We start from the raw sequence: 23,422 nt of genomic DNA, 5'->3' as shown, positions 1-23,422 counted from the left end.
TTTGAAATATCGCTAGGATGAGGGCCATGCCGAGCCGAGGTCGCGGGGCGCCCCGCAGTGAGAGCGCGCGGCTGGCGATCCTTCAGGCGACCGCCAGGCTGTTCGCCCAGCGGGGCTATGAGCACCTGTCGATCGAGGGGATCGCCGCCGAGGCGGGAGTGAGCAAGCAGACGATCTACCGCTGGTGGCCGGCCAAGGGCGACCTCGTGGCCGACTGCCTTCTGGACGGGATGCTGCTGCCGTCCAGGCTGACGATCCCGGACACCGGAGATCTGCGCGCCGACCTCGTCGCGTGGCTGGATCAGCTCTTCCAGCTCCTCCGGGAGCCGGACGGGCGCGGGCTGATGATCTCGCTGATCGCCGCCGCGACGGCGAACGAGCAGATCGGCGCCCGGCTGCGGGACAGCCTCGGCGGGAGCTCCTCGCTCGCCGGGCGCCTCGCCACAGGGGTCGAGGCCGGTCAGCTGCGCGGCGACGCGCTCGTCGCGGAGCTGAGCGAGGCCCTGGTGGGCGCCATGATCGTCAAGGCCCTCAGCGGCCGCCCCGCGGAGAGCGCGGACGCCGTACGGCTCGTCGACGCCCTCCTCGTGCCGCCGGGCTGACCGCGCGGCTCCGGCCATGACGCCCCCACCAAGCCGCCCACGCCCTCAGGCCGCTCGCATTCTCACGCCGCCTACGTCCCCCGAGCCGCCCGCGTCCCGAACCGTCCGCGTTCCCAAGCCGTCCGCGCGTCGGCCGGGGCACCCGTAAGGTTGGCCAGAATTGCCGGGACGGAGTCAGTAGGGGCTGATATGCCGGATGTGACGCCGGATCTGATCGCGGGGCGGTATCGGCTCGTGGAGCGGATCGGCCAGGGCGCCGGGGCCGAGGTGTGGCGAGCGTACGACCACCGGCTCGACGTGGCGGTCGCCGTCAAGATCCTCGACCCTCCGGCGGGCGGTGCCGCCGCGGCCGAGCGGTTCGCCCGCGAGATGCGGGCGGCGGCGCAGATCGTGCACCCCAACACGGTCACCCTGCTGGACGTCGGCCAGGAGGAGAACCGCCGCTTCATGGTCATGGAGCTGCTGACCGGCCGCGACCTCGCCGCCGAGCTGGCGGCGCGCGGCCCACTGCCGGTGGCCGAGACCTGCCTCCTGCTCGCCCAGGCCGCGGCGGGACTGGCGGCGGCGCACCGCGCCGGGGTGGTGCACCGCGACGTCAAGCCCGGCAACCTCCACCTGAACGGCGACGGCACGCTGAAGGTCGTCGGCTTCGGTCTCGCGCACGTCGCCGGCGAGGCCGCGCGGCCGACCAAGGCCGGCGCCATCGTGGGCACCGCCGCCTACCTGGCGCCCGAGCAGATCGGCGAGTCCGGCGGGGAGGCGGCCTGCGACCTGTACGGGCTCGGCTGCGTCGCCTACGAACTGCTGTGCGGGCGTCCGCCGTTCACCGGCTCGGTGCCCGAACTCATCCACCAGCACGTCCACCGCTCCCCCGACCCTCTCAGCGTCCACCGGCCGGGCGTCCCCGCCGAGCTGGAGCGGCTCGTCATGGCCATGCTCGCCAAGAATCCCGGCGAACGGCCGGCCGGGGCCGAGCAGGTGCGCCAGGTCCTGGACGGCATCGCCCGCTCGGTCCACACCCCGGTACGGCCCGCCGCCACTCCGGCGGTCCGGGCGGCCCGCGCGGGCGACACCACCGTGTTCGAGGCCCCGCCGGTCCCACCGGTCGTTCCGCCCGCCGTACGGCCCGGCCGGCCCGGCGGGGCGAGAGGGGATCGGCGGCTCCTCCTTCAGGTCGGCGCGGCCCTCGCGGCCATCGTGGTCGCCACCGTGGGAGCGGCGACCCTGTTCTCGGGCTCGTCCGGTCCGGCGGAGACGACCGCCACCGTGTCCGCCGCCGCCCCCGTGGAGCCGGTCCGCGAGCGGAAGCCCTCCGCCGCGCCGACCCCGGCCGCCCGGCCCACGACACGGCCGACCGCAAAGCCGACGCCCGCGCCGACCGGGACCCCGGCCCGGCCCGCCGTACGGGATCCGCGTGCCTGGCTGGCGGCCTTCGACCGGGCCGTGACCGCCCAGCAGGCGCGCGGCGGCATCGATCCGCGACTGGCGCGCAGGACGCACGACAGGATCCGGGAGGCGGCCCGCAAGCTCGCCGAGGGCAGGGCCCGGGAGGCGGGCAGGAAGATCCAGGAGGCGGGGCGGGATCTGATGAGGGCCCGCCGCGAGGGCAGGCTCGCCGACGGGCCCCTGACCGCGTTCCTCGGCGACGCCGGTCTCGACACGTTCAGGGACCCTGCCCCGAAGGACGACCACCGCGGTCGCCCCGGCAAGCACTAGCCGAGGGCCGCCGGTGCGCCCTGCTCGTCAGCCGAACGCCGTCAGGGCGCCCCGCTCGTCGAACGCGGCGTTCGGCGCCCACGCGATCTCCCACCGGTGGCCCTCCGGGTCGGCGATGTAGGCCGAGCGCCCGCCCCAGGGCCGGTCCACCGGCTCGGCGACCGGAACCGCGCCCGCCGCCACGGCGGCGGCGAAGGCGGTGTCCACCTCCGCGGCGTGGTCGACGTTGCAGGCCAGGGTGATTCCGGACCATCCGCCCGGCGGCGGCGTCCCCGGCGCGGCCTCGGCGGCCAGCTCGTCCAGCGGGTACAGCGCGAGCACCGCCCCGCCGAGTGTGAAGGCGGCCCACGCGTCGTCACTCGACGGCAGCTCCGGCCAGCCCAGCCCGCGGTAGAACGCCCGCAGCCGCGGCAGGTCTCTCGCCCCCAGGGTCACGATGGACAGTCTCGATGGCATCTCGGTCATGCACCCGATTCTGTCCCTGAGCCGCCGGCGTCGCGCCGTCCTGGCCGAACCGGGTCCGGGCGGAGAGCGCCCGGCCGCTGCCCCGATCCACGCCGTGGCGGATCAGGAACCGGCTCTCCGGGGCCGGGGACGCCGGCCGGCCCGCGCCCGGATGGCGGCGGTGGCGGCGTTCAGCTCGTGCTCGTCCTTGAGGGTGACGTTCCCCTCGTAGGTGACCCCGTCCGGCGGGTCGTCGTGGCCGATCGGGTCGGCGTCCCAGAAGTTGTCCCGGTAGACGACGTTCTCCAGCGGCGGCGCCACGTGCAGCACGGCCGTGTTGTCGGCGCGGGCGACGACGTTGCCCTCCACCGTCACCCACGAGGCCCCGTAGTCGGTGTAGAGCCCGAAGTTGTACGGCGTGCGGGTGTCCTCGATGACGTTGCCCCGCACCAGCGCGCCCTCGTCGTACGAGCGGCCCTGCGACCCGGACAGGTAGATCCCGCCGCCGTCGGCCAGGACCCGCATGGTGTCGGCGGTGCGGTTGTGCAGGATGCGGGTGCCCTCGCCGGGTCCTGCCACGATCCCGCAGTGCGGCACGTCACCGATCTCGTTGTGCGCGACGACGCAGCCGGACGTCTCCATGATCGAGATTCCGGGCGATCCGCGGTACTCCAGCCCGATGCCGCGTACCAGGTTGTCCTCGATCACGGTGCCGCGGCCGCCGGACACCACGACGGCCCCGGCGGAGATGGTGTCGAATTCGCAGCCCCGCACGGTGAGCCCTTCGCCTCCGGACACGCCCAGCCCGGACGCTCCGAGCCGGGTGAACCGGCAGCCCTCGACCACCGCGTCCACGGTGTCCTCGAAGACGACGCAGGCGGGAATCGTCACGGACGCGGCGGGATACGTCACGAACGCTCCTTCCCCCAGGGCGGCCACCTCGACGCCGCCGCCCTCGTAGTAGCCGCTGCCGTGGTAGTGCACGAAGCCCTCGGGGCGGCTCGGGCGCAGCCAGGTCGCGTCGGCGAACACCAGCCCCAGGAACGCCGTCCCCCGCGCGCCGGTCACGCGCAGCAGGGTCTCCAGCACCGGGGCGACCGCCTTCGTGCGCGCCGGGTCCTCGCCGGGACGGGGAAGGTAGTGCAGCACGTGGTCGCCGGGGCGGGATCGGTCGAGCACGAAGGTGCCCGGCTCGCGCAGGAAGCTCGGGTCGTTCTCGATCCGGGTGGGCAGTCCGGGGCCGGTGGAGGTGACGCCGCCCCACGCGGAGTCGTACAGCTTCATGGCCCAGCCGAAGGCGGGCCGGGCCATGGTGATCACCGTCCGGTCGCCGTCGCGGGCGACGTCCGCGACGCCCAGTCGGGCCTCGGTCCACGGGTAGACGCCCCGGTGGACGAACTCCACGTCGCGGGGGCTGCGCCAGCCGAGCGGGCCGGTGCTGTCGGTGACGTAGCCGGTGGCGGTCGCGGCCGGGGACGAGCCCGGCAGGCCCGGGATGCCGGCGCGTTCGGCCCGGCGGCCGTCGACGTGGAGCTGGCGGGTCTCCAGGTCGCCGACCTCGGCCGTCCAGACACCGTCGCGCTCCCTCCACCCGGTGATCGTCCGGCCGCCGCTCAGGACGGCCTCCTCCTGCGCGGGGGTGCCGTATCCGTACGCCTGGTAGACGACGCCGGAGTCGGCCTCGGTGAGTTCGAGGGGCCGGGTGAGCTCGTGGACGCCGCCCCGGAGCAGGACGACGACGTCCCCGTCCGCCTCCCTTCCCGCCTCCCTGGCGGCCGACCGGGCCCGTTCCAGGGTGGCGAAGGGGCGTTCGAGGGAGCCGGGCCAGGAGTCGTCCCCGCCGGGGGCGACGTGGAGATGGAGCATGCTTGACCGCCTTTGCTGTTTATGCCGTACACAAGGTAATACACTATAAACACGGGAGGTGCCAATGGCGCGAGGCAGATCGGGGGACCCCGACCACGGCATGGAACTGCTGTGGCGGGAGGCGGAACACGAGCCGCGACCGGGCCTCAGCCTGCGCCGGATCGTGCGCGCCGCCGTCGAACTGGCCGACGCCGAGGGACTGGAGGGGCTGTCGATGCGCAAGGTCGCCGACCGGCTCGGCTTCACGACCATGTCGCTGTACCGGCACGTCCCCGGCCGCGACCAGCTCGTGGACCTGATGGTGGACGAGGTCACGGGCGAGGTCCTCGCCGAGGCGCGGGGCCGCTCCCCCTCCGGGGCGCCGGACCGCCCGCAGGCCGGGGAGGGCTGGCGGGAGAGGCTGGAGGAGGTGGCCCGGCAGGGGTGGGAGCTCCGCGGGCGGCATCCCTGGCTGGCCGAGGTGCGCGGATCCCGGCACCTTCCGGGCCCCAACGGCGTCGCCTACTACGACCACATGCTCGGCACGCTGGCCGGCACGGCGCTACGGCCGTCCGAGGTGATCGCGGTGATCGGACTGCTCGGCCGATTCGTGGACGCCGAGGCCCTGCTCCTGGTCGAGACGCGACGCGAGGAGCGGCGCAGCGGCGTGTCGGAGCAGGACTGGTGGGGCGCCCGCGACTCCCTGTACGAACGGCTCGGCCGCTACCCCGCGATCACCCGCCTGTGGGAGACGGGAGGCTGGGACCGTCCGGAGGACTCCTTCACGTTCGGCCTGAGCCGCCTCCTGGACGGCGTCGAGGTGCTCGTCCGCGAACGCGCCGGGGAGCGTGACGATGGACCCGGCGGGGAGCGTGACGAAACTCGTGACGTAATTCGTGACGGGATTCGCGGGGAGAGCTGCCCCGAATGCGGCACCCCGCTGGACGCCGCCCGCTCCGGCCGTCCCCGCGTGTACTGCTCGCGGGCCTGCCGGCAGCGCGCCTACCGCAGGCGCAGCACCGACGCCTAGAGGACCAGGACCGCCTGGGAGATGAGCCGCTCCTGGCGTGACGGCTCGAAAGGGAGGGAGACGGGGATGCTGGACCGGCTGAACCAGGCCATGCGGTACGTCGAGGAGCACCTCGACGAGCCGATCGACGTCGCCGAGCTGGCGCGGATCGCCGTCACGTCGGACTACCACTTCCGGCGGATGTTCTCCGCGCTGGCCGGCATGCCGCTGTCGGAGTACGTCCGCCGCCGGCGGCTCAGCGTCGCCGGGGCCCTGGTGATCGCGGGAGAGGAGACGCTGCTCGACGTGGCGGTGCGGTACGGCTACGGCTCGGGTGAGGCGTTCGCCCGCGCGTTCCGGGCCGTGCACGGCATCGGTCCCGGCGAGGCCAGGCGGACCGGCGCGGCCCTGCGCTTCCAGCCCCCCATGTCCTTCCGCCTCGTCATCGAGGGGAGCACGAGCATGCGATACCGGATCGTGGAGAAGGACGGGTTCCGCGTGGCCGGCAGGAAGGCGCGGATCCCCCTGGTCCAACTGGGGGTCAACCAGCCGATGGCCGACCACATCCGGAGCATCGGCCAGGAGACCCTCGGGCGGATGGCGGCGCTGTCGGACCAGGAGCCCCGGGGGATCGTCTCCGTGTGCGACGACATCGACCCCGGCCGCGCGGAGGGCAGCGAACTGGACTATTACCACGGCGTGGTGACCGGCGCCGACGTCCCCGGGGATCTGGACGCCCTCGCCGTCCCGGCGGGGACATGGGTGGTCTTCGAGGACTCGGGGCCGGTCCCGGAGGCACTGCAGCGCATCTGGGCGGACGCCTACTCGCAGTGGTTCCCGTCCAACCCGTACCGCACCAGGCCGGGGCCGGAGATCCTGCGCACCCGGATGTCCCAGGACGGCGGGGAGGCCGAGGCCGAGTTGTGGCTCCCCGTGGAGCGGACCGGGGGCTGAGCAGGGGGCGGGAGCGGGGACCGGATCGAGGACCGGGCGCCCGCGGGCCCTCCCGACAGGAGCGACCCGCCGCCGGGGAAACCGTTCGCCACCGGCCCGGAGAGGAGAGGATCATGTCCGTCATGAGCCTCCCCGTAATCTCCGAGATCCCAACCGGACCGGTGCCCGTCCCCGCCGTCGTCGCGGCGCTCGCCGACGGCGACACCGTCACCCCGGTGTGGCGCAACGAACTCGGCGGCCTGACGTTCCGCCTCGGGGACGCCTCCGGCGGCGGCCGGTACGTCAAGTGGGTCGCCGCGGGCACTCCGGAGATCGACCTCGCCGGTGAGGCGGAGCGCCTGGCCTGGGCGCGGCGGTGGGTGACCGTTCCGCGGGTCGTCGAGCACGGCGCGGACGCCGACGGCGCGTGGCTGGTCACGGCGGCGCTTCCCGGCCGGTCGGCGGTGGACCCCCGGTGGACCGCCGACCCGGCGACCGCGGCCGCCGCGATCGGCCGGGGACTGCGTGTGCTGCACGACGCCCTGCCCGTGGACGGATGCCCGTTCGACTGGAGCGTCGAGCGCCGGCTCGTCCGCGCCGACGAGCGTCTCGCCGCCGGCGACGGACCGGTGAGCGAGCTCGCCGCGCACGGATGCGCCGACCTCGCCGAGGCCAGGGCGCGCATCGGCGCGCCGCCCCCGATCGACCGCCTGGTCGTCTGTCACGGCGACGCGTGCGCCCCCAACACCCTGCTGGACGACGACGGCGCGTTCGCCGCCCACGTCGACCTCGGCTCGCTCGGCGTGGCCGACCGGTGGGCCGACCTCGCGGTCGCGGCGTGGAGCACCGACTGGAACTACGGCCCGGGATACGACGGCGTCATCTACGACGCGTACGGGGTCGCCCCGGACACCGAGCGCATCGCCTACTACCGCCTGCTGTGGGAGATGGCCTGACCGGTCGTGTCCACCCCGACCGAACCCGAGCCGTGCCGGGAGTTCGGCGTCTCCCCCGTCCGGTCCGGGTCGTTCTCCTCAGCGAGGACGCCCTTTACGAAGTACGTCCTATTTGCGAACAATCAGAACTATTCCGATTCAACCGGCATTTCGGGAAGGACCGGTCGTGGGCTTCGGCGCGGCCCCGGCCGTCCCGTCGTCAGAACCCCGCGCCCCCGGCGAGCAGTTCGGCGGCGGCCTGACCGCAGACGCGGGCGGCGCCGTACGTCGCCAGGTGGACCGCGCCGAGGTCGCGGCGGCCGGGCAGCCCCATCTCGACCACGACGGCGTCCGGCCGGGCGGCCAGCAGGTGCTCCAGGACCGCGGCCTGCCAGGCGTGGCGGTGGGCGTCGCGGACGACGGCGACCAGGGGCCGGCCGGACGCCGCGGCCAGGACCGTCTCAACCGCTCCCCCGGTGGCCTCCGGGGCGGTCAGGCGGGTCACCGTGGTGCCGGGCAGCAGTTTGCCGAGCGGCTCGCCGACGCCCCAGGGGGTGTGCGGGTCGATGGCGAGGTTCATCTCGGGGGCGAGTTCGAGCACGTGGGGCGGGGCGGGCAGCGGGATGACGGCCGCGGAGGAGCGCCGGGTGACCCGCAGCGCCCGCCGGGCGGCGGCCAGACCGGCGGGGACGCCCCCGGGACGCGCGGACGCCTCCGGGGAACCGGCCGGCGCGACGGTACGGCCGGCGGCCGGCCCCCCGGGAGACGCGGAGACGGCGGACCGGCGGGCGGGTCCCGCCGAGGCGGCCCAGAGAGCCAGCTCGCAGACCCGCTCGGCCGCGTCGGCCAGCCGTTCCTCGGGGAGCCTGCCCTCGACCACGGCGTCGGCGATGGCGTCGCGCACCGCGACGGCGGTCCGCTCGTCGGCGTGCTCACCGCCCACGCAGATCGCGTCGGCCCCGGCGGCGACGGCCAGCGCGGACGCGCCGCCGATGCCGTGCGGTCCGGAGACCGCCTCCATCTCGATGCCGTCGGTGACGATGACGCCTCCGAAGCCCAGTTCGTCGCGGAGCAGGTCGCGCAGCAGCGGGCCGCTGAGCGTGGAGGGCATGGCGGGGTCGAACGCCGGGACCAGCAGGTGACCGGTCATGACCGCCCGCACCCCCTCGGCCACGGCCGCGCGGAAGGGCTGCAGCGCCACCTCGCGCAGTTCGTCGGCGTCGGCGCCGACGAGCGGCAGCCCGTGGTGGGAGTCGACGGAGGTGTCGCCGTGACCGGGGAAGTGCTTGGCGCAGGCGGCGACCCCGGCGGACTGCAGGCCGCGGATCCAGGCGGCGGTGTGCCGGGCGACCAGATCCGGGCCGGAGCCGAAGGAACGCAGTCCGATGACCGGGTTGCGCGGATTGGAGTTCACGTCCGCCGAGGGGGCGAAGTCGAGGTTGATCCCGGCCAGGGCCAGGTCGCGTCCGAGGTCACGGGCGATCTCCTCGGTGAGGCCGGGGTCGTCCACCACGCCCAGGGCGAAGTTTCCCGGCCTGCTGCTGCCGGTGGCGGCCTCCAGCCGGGTGACCTCCCCCGTCTCCTCGTCGACCCCGACGAGGACCTGCGGGTTCTCCGCGCGCAGCGCCGCCGTGAGGTCCGCGACCTGGCTCGGGGAGGCGATGTTGCGGGAGAAGAGCACCACCCCGGTCAGACCTTCGGACAGCCGCCGCCGGAGCCAGTCGGGCGGGGTCCTCCCCTCGAATCCGGGGAGGACAACGGTGTCCGCCAGGCGAAGCAGCTCTCGGCCGTGCTTCATTCATCCTCCTCGCCCGGCGACGGCGTCTCCTGCCGTGGGCGCGCGGGCAGCACGTTGTCCCAGGGGTCTTCCCGGCGAGAGCGCTCTCCCGGGACTCCCCGCAAATCTAATAGGAAAGTTTACTAATTGCCAGTGGGCTGACCGTGGGTCTTCACCCCGGCCACCGGCCGCCCCTCCCCTGCACGGCCGCCCCTCCCCTGCGCGGCCGGTCCGTACGAGGGAGGGCCTCCCGCACCGCCTGCTCTGCGCTCTCTCCCGGCCCTCCGGGCCCGCCGGTCCTTCACACGCCGCCAGACCCCCGGGCCCACCGGCCGTCCGCGTTCTCCCGGCCCTCCCGCACCGTGCCGACACGCCGGGGCGGGGCTCCGCGGAACGCCGGGCGCCGCCCCGGCATTGACTAAAGTCAACGGCAGCCGGCGACGTTCGGCGACGGCCGGCCGCACCTCCCGCTTCCTACGGTCATCAGCACCGTCTGGAACGACACGGAGGAAGCGTGCACAACGAGATCGAAGACGTCCCCGACGTGAGCGCCGAGTGGTACCGGCAGATCACCGCGTTCGCCCGGACCACCCCGCACTGGTTCCAGGAGCTGGCCGAGGTCGGTACCGAGGCCGTGCTGATGGTCTTCGCCGTCCTGTACCTCGTCGCCTGGTGGCGGGCCAGGCGCGGCGGCGACCGGGGTATGGCGCTGGCGCTCCTCGCCCCCGTCGCGATGACGGCGTCCTACCTGGTCAGCGAGGTCCTCAAGAACGCGCTGCGGATCGACCGCCCCTGCCGCCTGGTCCACGGCGTGGTCACCCTCGTCCCGTGCCCGGAGTTCGGGGACTGGTCGCTGCCGAGCAACCACGCGACGCTCGCCGGCGCCACCGCCGTGGCGCTGGCCGTCGCCTGGCGTCGCACACTGTTCTACGTGCCGGTGCTGGCGGTGCTGGGGGCGTTCTCCCGGGTGTTCGTCGGCGTCCACTTCCCGCACGACGTCATGGCCGGTCTGCTGCTCGGCGCGGTGGTGGCGCCGCTGGTCATGTGGGCCCTGGCCGCCCCGGTGACGAGGCTGGTCGGCAGGCTGCGCGGGCACGCCTCCCTGCGGGCGCTGCTGCTGGACACCGGTACGATCCGCCGTCAGAGCCGTTAGAAGCGCCCGTTCCGCTCCCGTCCGGGCTCCGGGAGGATCTCCTCCGGGTTCGGAGAGAACGGGCGTGAGCTGGTGTGTTCCGGCGAACAAGCGATTGCGCAAAGTCTCATAATGGGTGACGTGAACACGCGAAAGAACTCCGGCGGCACGACCAGGACCCCGGCCGGACGCCAGGGCGCGGCCAGGCGCGCGACCGCGTCCGGGTCGGCCTCCGAGCGCCGTGACCACCTCGTCAAGCTGGCCGCCGAGCTCTTCGCCCGCAAGGGGTTCCAGGCCACGACCGTCCGCGAGATCGCGGAGGAGGCCGGCATCCTGTCCGGGAGCCTCTACCACCACTTCGACTCCAAGGAGTCGATCGTCGACGAGGTGCTGACCACCTTCCTCGACGACCTGGTGGGCCGCTACCGCGCCGTGCTGGCGCGCGGGGGCGAGCCGCGCGAGGTCCTGGCGGAGATGGTCCGCACCGGGTTCGCCGCGCTGGAGCCGCACCGCGCCGCGGTCACCGTCATGCAGAACGACTGGAACTACCTGCGATCCCTGCCCGGCGACCGCTTCGGCTACCTGGTGAAGGCCGAGGAGGAGGTCGAGCGGATGTGGATCGAGCAGATCAAGCGGGGCCAGGCCACCGGCGGGATCCGCCCCGACGTCGATCCCAAGCTGACCTACCGCATGATCCGTGACACCATCTGGGTCGCGGTCCGCTGGTTCCGGCCTGACGGCCGCCTCGACACCGCGGCCGTCGCCGAGCACTACATCACGATCCTGTTCGACGGCCTGGCCACCGGCGAGCGCAGCAGCCACCAGGACTGACGGGGAGCGATGGACACACTGCACAAGGCCGTGCGGATCGCCCTGACGGAGGCGGCGGACCCGGGCAAGGCCGAGGCGATGCGGGCCTACATGAAGTCGGACCTGCCCTTCCTCGGGGCCCAGGCGGTGCCGCGCCGTACGGCGCTGCGGAGGGTCTTCGGCGAGCACCCGCTGCGGGACGCGCACGAGTGGCGCGAGGCGGCGCTGACGCTGTGGCGGGACGCCGAGTACCGCGAGGAGCGCTACGCCGCGATCGAGCTGACCGGTTTCCGGCTCTACCGGGCCCACCAGACGCTCGACGCGCTGCCGATGTACGAGGAGATGATCGTCACCGGGGCGTGGTGGGACTACGTCGACGAGCTGGCCGTCCACCGCGTCGGCGGCCTGCTGGCGGCCTTCCCCGACGTCATGCGCCCGCTCATGCTGCGCTGGGCCCGCGACCGCGACCTGTGGCGGCGCCGTACGGCCATTCTGTGCCAGAACCGGTTCCGGGGCGCCACCGACCCCGGTCTGCTCCACGCCTGCATCGAGCCGAGCCTGTCCGACAACGACTTCTTCGCCCGCAAGGCGATCGGCTGGGCGCTGCGCGAGTACGCCAAGACAAATCCGGGCGAGGTGCTCCGCTACGTGGACCACATGGGCATCACCGGCCTGAGCCGCCGCGAGGCCCTGAAGAACCTGACGGACCCAGGGAACCCGAGGGGCGGCCCGAGGGGCCCGAAGCGCCCGGAGGCATGAGGACCGCGGGGAGCTGAGGGGCCGCCCGCCGGCCCCGGTCCGGCGCCGCCGGGCGGCCCCTCCCGGGGAAGGAGGAGAGGCCACCCGACGGACCGTGCCGGCGGGGCGTCAGCGGGGCGTCACTTGAGCGCCCCGGCGGTCAGGCCCTTCTGGATCTGGCTCTGGAAGATCGTGTAGACCACGAGCATCGGCAGGATCGCCATGCTGAGCGCCGCGAACAGGGCCGACCAGTCGGCGTCGTAGCCCGCGGCGGTGGAGATGTCGGCGATGCCCTGGGTGAGCACCCACTTGCTCCGGTCGGAGTTGAGCAGCACCAGCGGGAGCTGGTACTGGTTCCACTGACCCAGCACGTTGAAGATCGTCACGCTGACGATGCCCGGCCGGGCCATGGGCAGCATGATCTGGAAGAACACCCGGGTGTGCGAGGCCCCGTCCACGAACGCGGCCTCGGCCACCGCGCCGGGCAGCGTCCGGAAGAACGCGGCCAGGAAGAACACGGTGAACGGCAGCGAGTAGGCGATGTAGACCAGGACCAGCCCGGCGTGGGTGTTCAGCCCGATGAACGGCCCGACCACCGGCAGCGTCCCCATGTTCTGCACCACGAAGAACAGCGGGGTCAGCGCGAGGTAGACCGGGAAGGCCAGGCCCGAGACGAACAGGAGATAGATCGCCCGGTTGCCGAAGAACCGGTAGCGGGCCAGCACGTAGGCGGCCATGGAGCCGAACAGCATGGTGCCGAACACGCCGAACGCCACGACGACCACGCTGTTGATCATGTACTGGCCGATGTGGGCCTGGTCCCACGCCCGCGCCCAGTTGTCGAGGCGCAGGACGGCCGGCAGCGACCAGGCGTCGCCGAAGATCTCGTCCTCGCTCTTGACCGACGCCAGGAAGGTCCACGCGATCGGGATCACGACCAGGACCGTCCACACCAGCAGAGCGAGGTGCGTCAGGACCCCGAACGGGCCGAGCCGCCGCCTGCGCTCCTCCCGGGCGAGGGCCCGGCTCCGGGGAATCGCCGCTTCCGCCACTAGAACTCGATTCGCTCACGCCGCGACAGGCGCAGGGCCAGCGCCGCGAACCCGATGGTGAAGAAGAAGAGCACCACGCCCATCGCCGAGGCGTAGCCGAACTTGAAGTACTGGAAGGCCGTGCGGTAGATCTCCGCGGCCATCACGGTCGTGGAGTGGTCGGGCCCGCCGTGCTCGGCCGTCATCACCCACACGACGGCGAAGACGTCCAGCGCCGCGATGCCGAGGTAGACCCAGCCGACCTGGATGGTGTCCCACAGCAGCGGCAGGGTGATCCGGAAGAAGAGCTGCGCTCCCCCGGCGCCGTCGATCGCCGCCGCCTCGAACAGGTCGCGCGGGATGGAGGCGATGCCGGCCGAGAACAGCACCACGTAGAAGCCGACCGCCTGCCAGACGAGCACGCCGAGGATCGACCACAGCGCCACGCCGGTGTCGGACAGGAAGCCGACCGGCTCGAACCCGAGGGCCATCAGCGGCGCGTTGAGCATGCCGCTGCGGTCGGGCCGGAAGACCTGCTGGAACAGCACCGCGACCACGGCCACGGCCAGCACCTGGGGGAAGAAGAACACCACCCGGTAGAACTTCGACCCCCACACGCCCGCGGCGCCGCCCCGTCCCCCGGCGTTGAGCAGGAAGGCGAAGAACAGGGCGATGCCGATGGTGAGCAGCGGCATCAGGATCAGCAGGAGCAGGTTGTGGCCGACCGCCGTCCAGAAGACGTCGTCCGCGAAGAGCCTGCGGAAGTTCTCCACGCCGACGAAGCGGGGGGACGCGGTGACCCCGCGCCAGTCGGTGAGCGCGATGTAGAACGCCTGCGCGTAGGGGGCGATCACGTAGATCAGGTACAGCGCCACCGGGACCGCGAGGAACCCGGTGACGAACCTCAGCCTGCCGTGGTTCACCGGCCGTCCCTCGCTTCCCCGGCCGCCGCGCCCGCCGCGTGCTCCGTACGCGCCGGACGCGGAGCCCCTGCCGTATGAGCCGTGCCGCCGCTCACCCCGCCTACCTCGAGAACTTCTTCACGGAGGAGTCGTTCTTGATGGAGTCGGCCTTCTTCTGCGCGCGGTCCGCCCACTGGTCGACGGTGAGCTTGCCGTTCATGAGCTGCCCGGACGCGGCGGCCACCTCGTCGTGCAGTTCGGCGTACCACTTGCGGAACAGGAACCAGACGGTGTTGTCGCCGGCGGCGGTCAGCGCGTCGGAGGAGCTCTTCAGGCCCGGCTTGAGGGTGCGTCCCTCACCGGCGCCCTTGACGATGGTCAGCGTGGAGACCAGCTCCATGAACTTGCCGGCGCCCTCCTTCGAGAGCATCGCGCGCATGTACTCCATGCCCGCCCGGGGGTTGCCCGACTTGGACGGCACGACGTACTCCTCGCCCGGCTGGGCGTGCAGCGTGCCGTACGGCAGGGCGTCGGAGGAGGTGAAGTCCGGCAGCGGGAACATCGCGTAGCCGAAGTCGGCGGGGGTGGTGTCCTTCTGCTCGTTCTCCAGCCAGGAGCCGCAGGGCAGCATGGCGACCTGGCCCTTGTTGTGGGCGGTCTGGGTCTGGATGTGGTCCAGGCCCGCGGTGCCCTGCAGGAGGTACTTGGCGCCGATCTCGGCGAAGGCGGCGGCGGCCTGCTTGACCGGCTCGGCCTTCCAGGCGCCGTCCTCCAGGTTGTCGATGTTCTTCAGCACGTCCTTGCCGCCGATCTTCGCGGCGAGGGTGAGGATGGTCTCGTAGATGTAGTAGGGGTGCTTTCCGGCGTAGGTGAACGGCGCCGTCTTGCCGGACTTCTTGATGGTCTCGCAGAGCTTGAGGAACTCGTCCCAGGTCTTGGGCGGCTGCCAGCCCTCGGCGTCGAAGAGCTTCTTGGAGTACCAGATGCCCCAGACGGTGTTGGCGTAGTTGAGGACGTACGGTTTGCCGTCGTAGCTGCCCATCTCGATGGCGACGGGGTCGATCGTGTCGCGCACCTTGACGGCCGGGTCCTCCCAGCTCGGCGCGTCGAACAGCGGGGTGAGGTCGGCGAGCTGGCCGTCCTGGACGAGGGCGCCGAAGTCCATGGCGTTGGCGCCGGAGTTGTTGATGAACTCCGGGGGGTTGCCGCCGGCGAAGCGCGGCTGGAGGGTCTTGGCGACCTCCTTGGTCGCGTTGTGCTTGATCTCCAGCTTGGGGTGCTTGGCCTTGATCAGCGCTTCGTGGATGTCCTTGGCGTAGGCGTCGCCGAAGCCGCCGTCGAAGATCCAGATCTCCAGGGGCTTGTCCTCGGCGAAGCCGAGCGGGTTGGCCGCGCTGGTGGCTCCGGCGGCCGGCGCGGACGGGGAGGCTCCGCCGCCGGTGCCCGCGGGGGTGGCGCAGGCGGACAGCGCGGGCAGCGCGATTCCCGCGAGGACCGCGCTGCGCAGCAGCTCGCGCCGGGACAGTTGGGTCATTCTTCCTCCTGGGGGGTGATCAGGCACCTCGCCGGATCCTTCCGGCGTAGCGGTTCTCAAGGTCGCGGTTGTGCTCGTCGCCGCCGGTCACGTTGGCGGACCGGTAGACCGGCGGCGTGCGGCCCGCCCCGGCCAGGGCGCGCACCACCTCGGCGACGACCATCTGGGCCAGCAGGGCGGAGGTGATGGTGGAGACCGCGCCGAACGTGCCGCCGCCCGGCAGCGGCATGACCGCGTCGCCGTACGGCGCGCCGTTGTCGAGGACCACGTCGGCGAGGTCGAGGAGCTTGCGGCCCGAGGGGTGGCGGGAGGTCATCTCCGTGCTGTGCCGTACGGAGGTCAGGGCGACCAGGGCGTGGCCCTTCTCCTTGACGACGGAGGCCAGCTCCACCACCGAGCCGTTCACCCCCGAGCTGGAGATCAGCACGAACGCGTCCTGGGGCCGCACGGGGGCGAGGTCGTAGATCCGCCGGGCGACCTCGGGGTCGCGCTCCAGCTCGCCGGGGGCGCCGAGGAGGACGTCCACCGGGGCTCCGCCGTACAGGACGAGGTCGCGCAGCGCGAGGCGGTTGGTCGGCACGAGCCCGCCCGCGCGGCCGGCGATCTCCATCGCGATGGCCTCGGAGTGGCCGGAGCCGAACGCCTGGATGACGCCGTCGTCCAGGACGGACGCGGTGAGCAGCGCGGCGGCCCGTCCCACCGCCTCCGCCTGGGTGCGGACGACCTCGTCCATCAGCGCCCGTGCCTCGCGGGCGTAGTCCGCGGCTCCGATCTCCATGCCGGTCTCCACTCGTCAGTTCCTTTCCACGCGGTGGCTTTCGAGCGCCCGGATGGTGAGCTCGAACGCCCGGTCGGTCTGCTCGTAGGTGCGTTGCGCGACGGCGACGTAGACGGTGTCGAGGACGAACAGCTGGGAGTGGACGGCGGCCAGGCCGCCCAGCCGGAAGGTGGTCTCCCTGCTGGCGGTGGTCAGCACGAGGCGGGCGAGGTCGGCCAGCGGGGAGCGGGCGAAGGAGGTGACGGCGACGGTCGTCGCGCCGCGGGCGGCGGCCTCGGCGAGCGGTTCCAGGACCTCGCGGGTGCGGCCTTGGTGGGAGACCCCGATCGCGACGTCGCCGGGGGCGAGCAGCGCCGCCTCGGCGAGGGACTCGTGGGCGTCGGCGTGGCTCCAGCAGGGCATCCCGATCCGGCGCAGCCGCCCGGCCATCATGCCCGCCGCGGACCCGCTGGTGGAGACGCCGAAGATCAGCGTCCGGCCGGCGGCGACGACGGCGTCGGCGACCCGCGCGACGACGGCGGCGTCGAGCTGGGCCGCGGTCTCCTGGATGAGCCGGGAGTCGGCGGCGGCCATCACGCCGATCGCGACGTCGAGGGGGTCGGTGGGGGCGATCTCGTGGCCGACGCCGGCGTCCCAGTGGGCCTGCGCGGCCCGCCCGGTCTCGGTGGCCAGCGCGACCCGCAGCCCGGCGTAGCCGCTGAAGCCGAAGACCCGGCAGAACCGGGTGACGGTCGCCGGGGAGCTGCCGCTGCGCTCGGCGAGCGCCATGATCGTGGAACGGGCGGCCGCGGCGGGGTCGGCCAGGATGGCCTCGCCGACCCGGCGGAGGGCTCCGGGCAGCGTGGGCGTCTCGGTCTGGATGCGTCCGAGCGCGCCTGCGGCCACAGACATTCCTTTCATCCGCCGGGAGGTTGGATGAAAATTATTCTTACCAAGGGACTGCGTCAACCCCTTGCTGCTTTCCGATGGAAAGTGATCCTTTGACGAAGGAAATCACGCGAATTCCTGGAAACCGCGTTGATTTCGTCGGCACTCCCCGCTTTCATGCCATTCGGCTACGTCACGGCGGGCCCGCCCGCGGGCCCGGCCCGCCGCTCCGACGGCGGGCCGGGCCGCCGATACCATCCGATCATGCGGATCTCCCAGCTCAGCGCCGCCACGGACGTCCCCGTCCCGACCATCAAGTACTACCTGCGTGAGGGCCTCCTTCCTCCCGGGGAGCAGACGTCGGCCACCCGGGCGGAGTACGGCGAGGCCCACGTGCGCCGGCTGCGCCTCATCCGCGCGCTGCTGGAGGTGGGCCGGCTGCCCATCGCCGCCATCCGCAAGGTGCTCGCCGCCGTGGACGACGAGGGCCTGGACATGCACACCGTGCTCGGCACCGCCCACTACGCCCTCGCGCCCGGAGTCGAACCCCGGTCCGGCGACGAGGACTGGCGGCGTGCCCGCGCCGAGGCGGACCGGCTGATCGGCGACCTCGGCTGGCGGATCACCCCCCTCGCACCCGCCCGCGACGAGCTGGCCCAGGCCGTCCTGACCCTCGACCGGCTCGGCATGCCCGCCACGGACGAGAAGCTGCGGTCCTACGCCGGGGCCGCGCTCCGGCTGGTCACCGAGAACGAGACCGGCGTCATCCCCTTCGCCGGCCCCCGGGAGAGCGCGGTCGAGGCGCTGGTGGTCCTGACCGTGGTGTACGGCCGGATCTTCGACGCCATGCGCCGCCTGGCCCAGGAGTCGGTCTCGGCGGATCTCTTCGAGGCCGGCGCGCCCAGGACACCCTGAACCCGGCAACCGTCCCGAAACCGGGCAAGTGGGCATCGGTAACATTCTGTTCACATACGGGCAACAGCCGGGAAATCCCCCCTTGCGAGTCTTGCAGCGCACCAGACATCTCTCTCCTCAAGGAAGTCCCGCGGATGACCTTCAAGGCCGAATACATCTGGATCGACGGCACCAAGCCGACCGCCAAGCTGCGCTCCAAGACCAGGATCCTGGCGGACGGCGCCGAGCCTCCGCTCTGGGGCTTCGACGGTTCCAGCACCAACCAGGCCGAGGGCTCCTCCTCCGACCGCGTGCTCAAGCCGGTCTTCACCTGCCCGGACCCGATCCGCGGCGGCGGCGATGTGCTGGTGCTCTGCGAGGTCCTCAACACCGACATGACCCCGCACGTCAGCAACACCCGGGCCAGGCTCGTGGAGGTCGCCGAGCGGTTCGCCGGCCAGGAGTCCTGGTTCGGCATCGAGCAGGAGTACACCTTCTTCAAGGAGGGCCGCCCGCTCGGCTTCCCGCAGGGCGGCTTCCCCGCACCGCAGGGCGGCTACTACTGCGGCGTCGGCGCCGACGAGGTCTTCGGCCGCGACGTCGTCGAGAAGCACCTCGACCTGTGCCTTGAGGCCGGTCTGGCGATCTCCGGCATCAACGCCGAGGTCATGCCCGGCCAGTGGGAGTTCCAGGTCGGCCCGGCCGGTCCCGTCGAGGTCGCCGACCACCTGTGGGTGGCCCGCTGGCTGCTCTACCGCGTCGCCGAGGACTTCGACATCGCCGCCACGCTCGACGCCAAGCCGGTGAAGGGCGACTGGAACGGCGCCGGCGCGCACACGAACTTCTCCACCAAGGCGATGCGCGAGGGCTACGACGCGATCATCACCGCCTGCGAGGCGCTCGCCGAGAACGCGCTGGAGCACGTCAGGAACTACGGCGCCGACGTCGAGGACCGCCTCACCGGCCACCACGAGACCGCCCGCTGGGACCAGTTCAGCTACGGCGTCTCCGACCGCGGCGCCTCGGTGCGCATCCCGTGGCAGGTCGAGGTGGACAAGAAGGGCTACATCGAGGACCGCCGCCCCAACGCCAACGTCGACCCCTACACGGTCACCCGTCTCATCGTGGACACCTGCTGCACGGCGCTGGAGAAGGCCGGCCAGGTCTGATCGTCCCCGCCGCCCCCGTCCGGGCCGCGGCCGCCCCCGTCCGGGGCGGTCGCGGCCCTTCGCCGTCCCCGGGGTGCTCCTGTACGGAATATGGGGCCGAATTTGGCAGTTTGGGACAACACTAAACGGTGACAGCGCGCCGTAGCATGACTGCGATGCGAGACGTCGTGGAGCAGTTGCAACGCCTGGGCATGTCGGGCTACGAGGCCAAGGCGTACGTCACGCTGGTCGGGGCCGGACGGCCGCTCAACGGCTACGAGGTGGCCAAACGCTCGGGCGTGCCGCGCAGCACGGTCTACGAGACGCTGGGCAAGCTGGTGTCCCGGGGCGCCGCCTACGAACTGCACGAGGAGGAGGGCGTCGTCGGCTACCAGCCGCTGCCGCCCGCGGCCCTGCTGGAACGGATGCGCCGGGAGTTCGACGACTCGATGGAGTCGCTGCAGTCCTCGCTGCCCACGATCGCCGCACCGCCCGAGGTTCCGCCGACCCACAACCTCAGGGACGCCGAGTCGCTGCTCACCCGTGCCGGGGACGTGGTGGCCGCGGCCCGCTCCTCCCTGCTCGTCGCCGCCTGGCCGGAGGAGACGGCGCGGCTGTCCCCGTTGGTCCGCAGGGCCGCGAAGCGCGGGGTCGAGGTGTCGGAGACGTGCTCCGGGACCGAACGGGGCCCGGTGGGGGACGCGACGGGGGACATGACCGGGTCCGGGCGGGACGCGGTCGGGGGCACGGCCGGCGAGGACGCCGGGAGCCGTCTCCTCGTCGTCGTGGGCGACCGCCGGGAGGCCCTGATCGGCGGCCTGGCGAACGGCGCGGGCTGGGGTGTGTACACCCAGGACCGCGCCGTGGTGCTGCTGGCCGAGCGGTACATCGCCGGCGTCCGCCGTTGATCTTTCGGGGTGTCCGATATAGGTATGACCGCCTATGACATCCTTCAAGGAAGCGCCGTCTCCTGGAAGGCAGATAATGGATAAACCGGTCATCGTTACGGTTGACGACGACCCGGGCGTGTCGCGGTCGGTGGCGCGTGACCTGCGACGCCGCTACAGCCACTCCTACCGCGTCGTCCGGGCCGAGACGGCGGCCCAGGGCATGGAGAGCCTTCGCGAGCTCCGGCTGCGCGGCGACGACGTCGCGGCCGTCCTCGCCGACTACCGCATGCCCCAGATGAACGGCGTGGAGTTCCTGGAACAGGCCATGGACCTGTACCCCCACGCCCGCCGCGTGCTCCTCACCGCCTACGCCGACACCGACGCGGCGATCCAGGCGATCAACGTCGTGGACCTCGACCACTACATGCTCAAGCCGTGGGACCCACCGGAGGAGAACCTCTATCCGGTGCTGGACGCCCAGCTCGACGCCTGGCAGCGGACCGACCGGCGCGAGACCGGCGAGCTGCGGGTGGTGGGCGCCCGCTGGTCGGCGCGGTCGTACGAGGTCCGCGACTTCCTGTCGCGCAACCAGGTGCCCTACCGCTGGATGCTGGCCGACACCCCCGAGGGCGCCGAACTGCTCGCCGCGGCGGGCGAGACGGGCGCGGGCGAGACGGGCGCGGTTGAGACGGGCGCGGGCGGAGCGGGTGCGGGCGGAGCGGGTGCGGGCGGGACCGGCGCCACCCCGCCGCCCGACCGGCTGCCCGTGGTGGTCACGGCCGAGGGCGTGACGCTCACCGCCCCCTCCGTCCCGGAGCTGGCCGCGGCCGTCGGCCTGTCCACCACCCCGGCCACCGACTTCTACGACCTGGTCGTCATCGGCGGCGGCCCGGGAGGACTGGGCGCGGCGGTCTACGGGGCCTCCGAGGGGCTGCGCACGGTGCTGGTCGAGCAGCACGCCTCCGGCGGCCAGGCCGGGCAGAGCTCCCGCATCGAGAACTACCTCGGCTTCCCCGACGGCCTGTCCGGCGCCCAGCTCGCCGACCGCGCCCGCCGCCAGGCCCTGAAGTTCGGCGCCGAGCTGCTCACCGCCCGCCAGGTCACCAGCCTGGAGGTCAGGGGTCGGGCACGGGTGATCGGTTTCGCCGACGGCGGCAGCATCGCGGCGCACACCGTGATCCTGGCCACCGGCGTCGCCTACCGGCGGCTCACCGCCCCCGGGCTCGACGGCTTCATCGGCTCCGGCTGCTACTACGGCGCGGCCCTGACCGAGGCGGCCGAGTGCGCCGGCAGCGACGTCTACGTCGTCGGCGCGGCCAACTCGGCCGGGCAGTGCGCGGTCCACCTGTCGAAGTACGCGCGCACGGTCCACCTCCTCGTCCGGGGCGACGCCCTGGAGAGGTCCATGTCGCACTACCTGATCGAGCAGATCTCCGGGCTGCGGAACGTCGAGGTGCACACCGGGACCGAGATCACCGCCGCCGAGGGCGACGGGCACCTGGAGCGGCTGGTCCTCAAGGGGCCGGACGGCGAGCGGGCGGTGGACACCGAGCGGTTGTTCGTCTTCATCGGCGCCGAGCCGTTCACCGACTGGCTCGGCGACACGGTCGAGCGCGACGCCCGGGGCTTCGTCCTCACCGGGCCGGACCTGACCGCCGGGGGGAACCGCCCCCGCAACTGGCCGCTCCAGCGCGAGCCGTATCACCTGGAGACCAACGTGCCCGGCGTGTTCGCCGCCGGGGACGTGCGGGCCGACTCCATCAAGCGGGTCGCCTCGGCCGTCGGCGAGGGCGCCATGGCCGTGGCGCTCGTCCACCGCTACCTGGAGAAGGCGTGAACGTGGCATACGGCGCGGGCGGGGCGTGGGCCCGCGGCGTCGCGGAGGCCGGGAGGAAGGCCGCATGACCGATCCTGAGGTGCTCAGAAGGCTGTTCCTGTTCGACAGGCTCGACGACGAGAAGATCGCCTGGCTGGTCGCCTACGGCGAGGAACGCGGCTACGACGCGGGTGAGACGGTCCTGCGGCAGGGCGATCCCGCCGAGTCGTTCTTCGTGCTCATCGACGGCGAGGTCATGATGACCACCGAGACCCCCGCCGGGCCGGTCTCCATGGCCCCCACCTCCCAGCCCGGCGTCTACGCCGGGGCGATCTCGGCCTACCTCGGCGACCGCGCCCCGGACACCTACGCCCACTCGCTGCGCGCGACCAAGCCGTCACGGCTCTTCGTGCTCCCGGCGAAGAAGTACGGGCACATGATCGGCGAGTGGTTCCCGATGGCGGTGCACCTGCTCGACGGGGTGCGTCTCGGCGGGCTCGCCCAGCGGGACTTCATCGACCGCAGGCAGCGGCTGACCGCGCTCGGCACGATCACCGCCGGGCTCACCCACGAGCTCAACAACCCGGCCGCGGCGGCCGTGCGCGCCGTGGGCGAGCTGCGGGAGATGGTCCGCTCGTCGCGGCGGGAGCTGGCCGCGCTGGCCGAGTCGGGCATCCCCGCCGACAGGCTGCGCGCCCTGATCGACCTCCAGGAGGGCTGCACGGACGGCGCCTCGGAGATTCCCGCGCGGTCCCCGCTGGAGATCTCCGACGCCGAGGACACGCTGGGCGAGGCGCTGGAGGACGCCGGGGTGCCGGACGGCTGGGAGCTGGCCCCCGCCCTGGTGAGCGCGGGCTTCGGCCCCGGCGGGCTGGACACGGTGCGCGAGGCGGTCGGCGAGGAGCACCTGCCCGGCGCGGTGCGCTGGCTCTCGGAGGCCATCGAGATCAGCCAGATGCTGGACGAGGTGACCGACGCGACCGGGCGGATCTCCTCGCTGCTGGCCTCCGCCAAGCAGTACTCGCAGATGGACCGCGCGCCGTACCAGACGGTGGACGTGCGGGAGCTGCTGGGCAGCACGCTCGCCATGTTCAAGGGCAAGATCCCGCCCGGGGTGAGCGTGGCGACCGACTACGACCCGGAGCTGCCGCCGATCCCCGGTTACGCCGGGGAGCTCAACCAGGTGTGGACCAACCTGATCCACAACGCGCTGGACGCGATGGACGGCAGCGGCACACTGACCGTCCGCACCCGCGTGGAGTACGACACCACCGCCCTGGTGGAGATCTGCGACACCGGCCCCGGCGTCCCGGAGCACCTGCAGGAGCGGATCTTCGAGCCGTTCTTCACCACCAAGGCCGTCGGCGAGGGCACCGGGCTGGGGCTGGACATCTCCTACCGCATCGTGGCCGGCCGGCACGGCGGCGACCTGCGGGTGGAGTCGGCGCCCGGCGACACCCGCTTCCAGGTACGGCTCCCGCTCGTCGAACCGCCCGCCTGACGGTCAGGCGGAAGCCGGACGGTCAGGCGGAAGCCGGACGGTCAGGCGGAAGCCGGACGGTCAGGCGGAAGCCGGACGGTCAGGCGGAAGCCGGACGGCCGCGAGCGGAGGCGGAGCAGG

At 72.8% G+C, this 23,422-nt stretch carries 21 protein-coding genes; 13 read left to right on the top strand and 8 right to left on the bottom strand.

The window, feature by feature from the left end; translation table 11 throughout:
- The first annotated feature begins 26 nt into the window (after positions 1–26).
- Both ACZ6W9_RS11955 and ACZ6W9_RS11950 read left to right on the top strand, forming a co-directional pair.
- A complete protein-coding gene (locus tag ACZ6W9_RS11955; protein ID WP_389956117.1) occupies positions 27–602 on the top strand; it encodes a TetR/AcrR family transcriptional regulator in 576 nt (191 codons plus the stop codon).
- 198 nt (positions 603–800) lie between these two features.
- Positions 801–2,318, top strand: coding sequence for a serine/threonine protein kinase (locus ACZ6W9_RS11950; RefSeq protein ID WP_389956120.1), 1,518 nt, complete (start codon positions 801–803; stop codon positions 2,316–2,318).
- Between the two features lie 27 nt (positions 2,319–2,345).
- On the opposite strand, the gene ACZ6W9_RS11945 is transcribed toward ACZ6W9_RS11950, so the two are convergent.
- Positions 2,346–2,783 (bottom strand): VOC family protein, encoded by a 438-nt coding sequence (locus ACZ6W9_RS11945; protein WP_389956122.1) that lies wholly within the window; start codon positions 2,781–2,783, stop codon positions 2,346–2,348.
- Between the two features lie 102 nt (positions 2,784–2,885).
- Entirely contained in the window at positions 2,886–4,628 is a 1,743-nt protein-coding gene (locus ACZ6W9_RS11940) for a right-handed parallel beta-helix repeat-containing protein (protein WP_470117633.1), read from the bottom strand.
- Positions 4,629–4,692: 64 nt separating this feature from the next.
- Between ACZ6W9_RS11940 and ACZ6W9_RS11935 the strand changes: the two genes are divergently transcribed.
- The 3 genes from ACZ6W9_RS11935 (at position 4,693) to ACZ6W9_RS11925 (ending at position 7,505) form a co-directional block, all read left to right on the top strand.
- On the top strand, positions 4,693–5,637 hold the full coding sequence (locus ACZ6W9_RS11935; protein WP_389956128.1) for a TetR/AcrR family transcriptional regulator: 945 nt from the start codon (positions 4,693–4,695) through the stop codon (positions 5,635–5,637).
- A 66-nt stretch (positions 5,638–5,703) separates the two neighbouring features.
- Positions 5,704–6,570: a GyrI-like domain-containing protein gene (locus ACZ6W9_RS11930; RefSeq protein WP_389956132.1), complete on the top strand. Its 867-nt coding sequence runs from the start codon at positions 5,704–5,706 to the stop codon at positions 6,568–6,570.
- Between the two features lie 122 nt (positions 6,571–6,692).
- The gene (locus ACZ6W9_RS11925; RefSeq protein WP_470117630.1) at positions 6,693–7,505 is read left to right on the top strand and encodes a phosphotransferase; all 813 of its coding nucleotides are present in this window, start codon (positions 6,693–6,695) and stop codon (positions 7,503–7,505) included.
- 199 nt (positions 7,506–7,704) lie between these two features.
- Here the strand turns inward: ACZ6W9_RS11925 and ACZ6W9_RS11920 are convergent, their stop codons facing one another.
- Entirely contained in the window at positions 7,705–9,282 is a 1,578-nt protein-coding gene (locus tag ACZ6W9_RS11920; RefSeq protein WP_470117628.1) for a glycoside hydrolase family 3 N-terminal domain-containing protein, read from the bottom strand.
- A gap of 493 nt (positions 9,283–9,775) precedes the next feature.
- Here ACZ6W9_RS11920 and ACZ6W9_RS11915 point away from each other — a divergent pair, with 493 nt between their 5' ends.
- The 3 genes from ACZ6W9_RS11915 to ACZ6W9_RS11905 all read left to right on the top strand — a co-directional run bounded on the left by ACZ6W9_RS11915 (position 9,776) and on the right by ACZ6W9_RS11905 (position 11,962).
- Entirely contained in the window at positions 9,776–10,414 is a 639-nt protein-coding gene (locus ACZ6W9_RS11915) for a phosphatase PAP2 family protein (RefSeq protein ID WP_470117626.1), read from the top strand.
- Between the two features lie 120 nt (positions 10,415–10,534).
- Entirely contained in the window at positions 10,535–11,224 is a 690-nt protein-coding gene (locus ACZ6W9_RS11910) for a TetR/AcrR family transcriptional regulator (RefSeq protein ID WP_389956143.1), read from the top strand.
- Positions 11,225–11,233: 9 nt separating this feature from the next.
- Positions 11,234–11,962, top strand: a complete 729-nt coding sequence (locus ACZ6W9_RS11905) for a DNA alkylation repair protein (RefSeq protein WP_362942119.1) — start codon at positions 11,234–11,236, stop codon at positions 11,960–11,962.
- A gap of 119 nt (positions 11,963–12,081) precedes the next feature.
- Here ACZ6W9_RS11905 and ACZ6W9_RS11900 read toward each other — a convergent pair whose 3' ends face one another.
- The 5 genes from ACZ6W9_RS11900 to ACZ6W9_RS11880 all read right to left on the bottom strand — a co-directional run bounded on the left by ACZ6W9_RS11900 (position 12,082) and on the right by ACZ6W9_RS11880 (position 17,077).
- Positions 12,082–12,993 (bottom strand): carbohydrate ABC transporter permease, encoded by a 912-nt coding sequence (locus ACZ6W9_RS11900; RefSeq protein ID WP_470117625.1) that lies wholly within the window; start codon positions 12,991–12,993, stop codon positions 12,082–12,084.
- Positions 12,993–13,895 (bottom strand): carbohydrate ABC transporter permease, encoded by a 903-nt coding sequence (locus ACZ6W9_RS11895; RefSeq protein WP_389956150.1) that lies wholly within the window; start codon positions 13,893–13,895, stop codon positions 12,993–12,995. Before ACZ6W9_RS11895 ends, ACZ6W9_RS11900 begins: the two co-directional genes overlap by 1 nt.
- 100 nt (positions 13,896–13,995) lie before the next feature.
- Entirely contained in the window at positions 13,996–15,408 is a 1,413-nt protein-coding gene (gene ngcE / locus ACZ6W9_RS11890; RefSeq protein WP_470117622.1) for an N-acetylglucosamine/diacetylchitobiose ABC transporter substrate-binding protein, read from the bottom strand.
- A gap of 19 nt (positions 15,409–15,427) precedes the next feature.
- A complete protein-coding gene (locus ACZ6W9_RS11885) occupies positions 15,428–16,186 on the bottom strand; it encodes a sugar isomerase domain-containing protein (protein ID WP_470117620.1) in 759 nt (252 codons plus the stop codon).
- A 15-nt stretch (positions 16,187–16,201) separates the two neighbouring features.
- Positions 16,202–17,077, bottom strand: coding sequence for a MurR/RpiR family transcriptional regulator (locus tag ACZ6W9_RS11880; RefSeq protein ID WP_362942104.1), 876 nt, complete (start codon positions 17,075–17,077; stop codon positions 16,202–16,204).
- A gap of 240 nt (positions 17,078–17,317) precedes the next feature.
- On the opposite strand from ACZ6W9_RS11880, the gene ACZ6W9_RS11875 reads away from it, so the two are divergent.
- The 5 genes from ACZ6W9_RS11875 to ACZ6W9_RS11855 all read left to right on the top strand — a co-directional run bounded on the left by ACZ6W9_RS11875 (position 17,318) and on the right by ACZ6W9_RS11855 (position 23,302).
- Positions 17,318–17,968: a MerR family transcriptional regulator gene (locus ACZ6W9_RS11875; RefSeq protein ID WP_389956159.1), complete on the top strand. Its 651-nt coding sequence runs from the start codon at positions 17,318–17,320 to the stop codon at positions 17,966–17,968.
- Between the two features lie 134 nt (positions 17,969–18,102).
- Positions 18,103–19,116: a glutamine synthetase gene (gene glnII, locus ACZ6W9_RS11870; RefSeq protein ID WP_389956161.1), complete on the top strand. Its 1,014-nt coding sequence runs from the start codon at positions 18,103–18,105 to the stop codon at positions 19,114–19,116.
- 155 nt (positions 19,117–19,271) lie between these two features.
- Positions 19,272–20,003 carry a TrmB family transcriptional regulator gene (locus ACZ6W9_RS11865; protein ID WP_389956164.1) on the top strand — a complete coding sequence of 244 codons (732 nt, stop codon included), beginning with the start codon at positions 19,272–19,274 and terminating at the stop codon, positions 20,001–20,003.
- A 76-nt stretch (positions 20,004–20,079) separates the two neighbouring features.
- Entirely contained in the window at positions 20,080–21,822 is a 1,743-nt protein-coding gene (locus tag ACZ6W9_RS11860; RefSeq protein ID WP_470117617.1) for an NAD(P)/FAD-dependent oxidoreductase, read from the top strand.
- Positions 21,823–21,886: 64 nt separating this feature from the next.
- Complete coding sequence (locus ACZ6W9_RS11855) at positions 21,887–23,302, top strand: ATP-binding protein (RefSeq protein WP_470117615.1); 1,416 nt, start codon at positions 21,887–21,889, stop codon at positions 23,300–23,302.
- The last annotated feature ends 120 nt before the right edge of the window (positions 23,303–23,422 follow it).

The organism is Streptosporangium sp. NPDC053982 (assembly GCF_055585205.1).
This window is presented reverse-complemented; position numbering and strand designations above follow the sequence as displayed.

Bases quoted from the DNA above. Each gene is read 5' to 3' on its own strand.
- ACZ6W9_RS11955 (WP_389956117.1), top strand. From the start codon at position 27: ATGCCGAGCCGAGGTCGCGGGGCGCCCCGCAGTGAGAGCGCGCGGCTG.
- ACZ6W9_RS11945 (WP_389956122.1), bottom strand. From the start codon at position 2,783: ATGACCGAGATGCCATCGAGACTGTCCATCGTGACCCTGGGGGCGAGA.
- ACZ6W9_RS11940 (WP_470117633.1), bottom strand. From the start codon at position 4,628: ATGCTCCATCTCCACGTCGCCCCCGGCGGGGACGACTCCTGGCCCGGC.
- ACZ6W9_RS11935 (WP_389956128.1), top strand. From the start codon at position 4,693: ATGGCGCGAGGCAGATCGGGGGACCCCGACCACGGCATGGAACTGCTG.
- ACZ6W9_RS11930 (WP_389956132.1), top strand. From the start codon at position 5,704: ATGCTGGACCGGCTGAACCAGGCCATGCGGTACGTCGAGGAGCACCTC.
- ACZ6W9_RS11925 (WP_470117630.1), top strand. From the start codon at position 6,693: ATGAGCCTCCCCGTAATCTCCGAGATCCCAACCGGACCGGTGCCCGTC.
- ACZ6W9_RS11920 (WP_470117628.1), bottom strand. From the start codon at position 9,282: ATGAAGCACGGCCGAGAGCTGCTTCGCCTGGCGGACACCGTTGTCCTC.
- ACZ6W9_RS11905 (WP_362942119.1), top strand. From the start codon at position 11,234: ATGGACACACTGCACAAGGCCGTGCGGATCGCCCTGACGGAGGCGGCG.
- ngcE (WP_470117622.1), bottom strand. From the start codon at position 15,408: ATGACCCAACTGTCCCGGCGCGAGCTGCTGCGCAGCGCGGTCCTCGCG.
- ACZ6W9_RS11885 (WP_470117620.1), bottom strand. From the start codon at position 16,186: ATGGAGATCGGAGCCGCGGACTACGCCCGCGAGGCACGGGCGCTGATG.
- ACZ6W9_RS11880 (WP_362942104.1), bottom strand. From the start codon at position 17,077: ATGTCTGTGGCCGCAGGCGCGCTCGGACGCATCCAGACCGAGACGCCC.
- ACZ6W9_RS11875 (WP_389956159.1), top strand. From the start codon at position 17,318: ATGCGGATCTCCCAGCTCAGCGCCGCCACGGACGTCCCCGTCCCGACC.
- glnII (WP_389956161.1), top strand. From the start codon at position 18,103: ATGACCTTCAAGGCCGAATACATCTGGATCGACGGCACCAAGCCGACC.
- ACZ6W9_RS11865 (WP_389956164.1), top strand. From the start codon at position 19,272: ATGCGAGACGTCGTGGAGCAGTTGCAACGCCTGGGCATGTCGGGCTAC.
- ACZ6W9_RS11860 (WP_470117617.1), top strand. From the start codon at position 20,080: ATGGATAAACCGGTCATCGTTACGGTTGACGACGACCCGGGCGTGTCG.
- ACZ6W9_RS11855 (WP_470117615.1), top strand. From the start codon at position 21,887: ATGACCGATCCTGAGGTGCTCAGAAGGCTGTTCCTGTTCGACAGGCTC.